The following is a 2,995-nucleotide window of genomic DNA, read 5'->3' as shown; positions in this document are numbered from 1 at the left end:
AAGACGTCGGTCAGGATCACGGCCCCGGCCAGTCCCCACACGGCCCAGCAGAGCCACGTGCCCACGCTGCCCCGCAGCGCGATGAGACAGATAGGCGTGTAGCTGCCCGCGATGAGGACAGAGATACTGATGTGGTCGAGCCTGCGCAGCATGACGTGGGTTCTGGGACTGACATCGAGCAGATGGTACGAGGCGCTCGCAAAGTACAGAAGGACCATGCTGAGGCCGTAGACGAGGAAGGGGGTGGCCGCCCTGGCGCCTCCGCGAATGTCGGCCGCCCTGACGAGCAGGACCGTGACGACGATGGCGGCAAGGCCCCCGACCAAGTGCGAAATGCCATTGAAGTGCTCCTTGAGCTTGACCACGAGCGCCTCGCCTCCTAGGTCGTCTTGTTCAGGGTAACGGTGACGGTCCGCAGTAGTGGGTCGTACAGGATCTCCGCGCCGAAAGCCTCGCTGACGAAGCGGAGGGGCAGCATGGNNTGCCGAGGAGCGTGACCTTCTGCTCTTTGGAATTCCACAGGACCTGTGTCCCAAGCGGTGTGGCAACATACCGGATAGGAAGGATGGTCCGCCCGTTCTCGATCACGGGCGCCGTCTCCATGGGGACGGTCACGCCGTTCATGACGACGGCCGGCTTGTCGAGGGTGAAAACAAGGGTGATCTTAGTGATAGGACTCGTCATGATGATGGGCTGCGCCTCAACAGGTCCCACCGGATTGCTGACGTTTCCCCGGATGTCCTCACACAGGACCCAGTAGTAATAGGGCGTCCGCTGGAGCGGACCAATGTCGACGAATTGCGTTGCATCGGGTTTTGTCTCGGCCACGAGTTCGGCCTTCTGGATGTCCGGCGCGCCTTGACTGCGGTAGATATCATAGCGCAGGACAGTGTAGCTGCCTGCTGTCGATGGCGACCACGTGATACGGACCTGGCCGATCTCTCCGGCCGCAGCAAGAGCACCCGGATCGGCCGGACCCTGCAGTACCCCGACGGGGTTCCCAGGGTTGAATCCTCCATACAGGTCGCCATAGTGCACAGGCTGTGGCGTGGGGATCCATCCGACCGGGCTGACAACAAGGGCAGGGCTGGGCGGTGTGACCGCAACCGGGGGCCACAGTGGCTGCCCGTCGCTGCCGAGGACCTGCCGCGCCATCAGGGCAAGAATGCTGTCCTGAAAGTGCCTTCCGCCGGGCGTGTTGGGGTTGTTGGTAGACGAGAAGCCGTTATAGGCCCAGATGGCGTAGTACCAGTTCTCCAGAACGTTCCGGTCGCGGTCGCCGATGCCGGGCGTCAACTTCCACTTGCCATCGAGCATCTTGGCTCCGGTATCGATGTTGTAGTCGATGTCGGTCATGAGACGGGCGACGTCGGTGCGCCCCGAACTGTTGATCTGCATGATACCCATGTCCAGCGAGGTCGTATCCGACCCTGTGACCGTGTTGCCGTTTGCGTCGAACTGACGCCATCCCGATTCCTGGTAGGCGATGGCCATCAGGATGATCGAGGGCACGTTGTAGCGCAGAGCTGCAGCCTTGAGAGACGCACGAATATACGTGACGGGAGGGTTCACCCCAAGGGGCGTGCCCAGAGCCGTGCCGGGACCGACGCACAAGGACAATACCATTGCAACGACAAGGACAAGAACGATCGAGCGGTTCGACAAGCACATCTTGCTCAAGGCTTTATGCACCTCATTCCAGAGAAATTGACCAGTTCGGCACAGCAGGCACCCACGGTGTACAACCATGCATCAATTTGGTGCATGCGCGCACTGGTTGGACGCACGTCATGCACTCCTTGTTCCTCGCTGCAACAACACCCAGGGGAACACGTCCCCGACTGCCATCGTGTTGCAACAGTCAATTCTGTCCCGATAGAGTAAAGTGGGCGCCTGCCGCCTCCATCGCTTCCTGAGCACGCTGTCCGTCACCGGGGTTGACCTCCACGGCAGCAATAGCGTCTCGGATGACCGTGACGCCGAACCCGAGTCGACGTGCGTCGAGCACCGTCTGCAGAACGCAGTAGTCGGTCGCGAGACCGCAGACATACAGCATCTCGATGCCCCTGCCGCGAAGCCAGCTCTCGAGGTCCTCGCTGGTCGCCTCAAACGCACTGTAGCCGTCGTCGGCGTTGCCCGTCCCTTTGTCCAGGACCAGCAGGAACCGCCCGGTGTCGAGTCCGGCTCTGAACTGTGCGCCGTACGTGCCCGCGATACAGTGAGGAGGCCAGCTGCTGAAGTGGACGCTGTTCGCGGGGTGCCAGTCGCGCGAGGCGACGACGGTGGCAAACCGTGGCATCCATGCGTTGATGACTGGGACGATGGCGTCCCCTTCGGCCACGGCCAGCGTGCCGCCAGGGCAAAAGTCATTCTGGACGTCGACGACGAGAAGGGCCGACTCTGGACCGAAGGATTCCTGGCTCATGACGACCGGGCATCGATCAGGCTGCGCCGCAGGTCGAACAGCTCACGGCTCACGCCGATGTGGTAGGTGTGCGGGTTGGCAAAACGCTTGTGCTCGCCGTACAGCAGGGAGAACCGCTGGGCACTCCATGTCCTGGTCTCGATAAGGGTGGGGAACGCGTACACGAGTTCGCCGTTCCTGACGATCTCCTTGCGGATATTCTCGCGCTTCAGCCCCGCCACCTCGGTCTTCTTGTAGTCGAAGTCCGGGTGCATCAGGACGGTCGGTTCGTCGTCGCCCCCTGCCAGACACAGGCCGTCGAGCAGCCAGAGACCGTCCCCGGCGTCATAGTACCGATACAGCTCCTTCTCGCCCGGGATGTTGATCTTGGCCGGGTTTTCGGAAATCTTGATGATCGGCCTCCCTTTGAGCTGGACCATCTTGTAGACGCCGTCCAGCGCGCCATCGCTGTAGCCGGTCACCAGGCGTGTCCCGACACCGAACATGTCGATGGGGGCGCCCTGGTCCACGAGCGATTCGATGACGTACTCGTCGAGCTGGTTGCTGACCGAGATCTTGACGTGGCCCAGT

General features: G+C 61.9%; 3 protein-coding genes and 2 pseudogenes. All 5 read right to left on the bottom strand.

Annotation, left to right across the window (positions count from 1 at the left end):
- The coding region (gene trhA / locus SMC3_RS02360; protein ID WP_207799632.1) for a PAQR family membrane homeostasis protein TrhA at positions 1-365 on the bottom strand (365 nt) is incomplete at its 3' end.
- A gap of 14 nt (positions 366-379) precedes the next feature.
- Positions 380-478, bottom strand: coding sequence for a stalk domain-containing protein (locus tag SMC3_RS09875; protein WP_413814573.1), 99 nt, complete (start codon positions 476-478; stop codon positions 380-382).
- Between the two features lie 26 nt (positions 479-504).
- Positions 505-1,626 (bottom strand): annotated as a pseudogene (locus SMC3_RS02355) (transglycosylase SLT domain-containing protein); the annotation flags it as partial.
- A 235-nt stretch (positions 1,627-1,861) separates the two neighbouring features.
- Positions 1,862-2,425 carry a nicotinamidase gene (locus SMC3_RS02350; RefSeq protein WP_119088276.1) on the bottom strand — a complete coding sequence of 188 codons (564 nt, stop codon included), beginning with the start codon at positions 2,423-2,425 and terminating at the stop codon, positions 1,862-1,864.
- Positions 2,422-2,995 (bottom strand): annotated as a pseudogene (locus SMC3_RS09270) (nicotinate phosphoribosyltransferase); the annotation flags it as partial. The pseudogene SMC3_RS09270 and the gene SMC3_RS02350, both read right to left, overlap by 4 nt.

Origin of the sequence: Candidatus Cryosericum hinesii (genome assembly GCF_003570985.1) — a bacterium.
Lineage (GTDB): Bacteria > Caldisericota > Caldisericia > Cryosericales > Cryosericaceae > Cryosericum > Cryosericum hinesii.
Note: the sequence above shows the minus strand (reverse complement) of the source record. Positions and strands in the feature narration are given on the sequence as shown.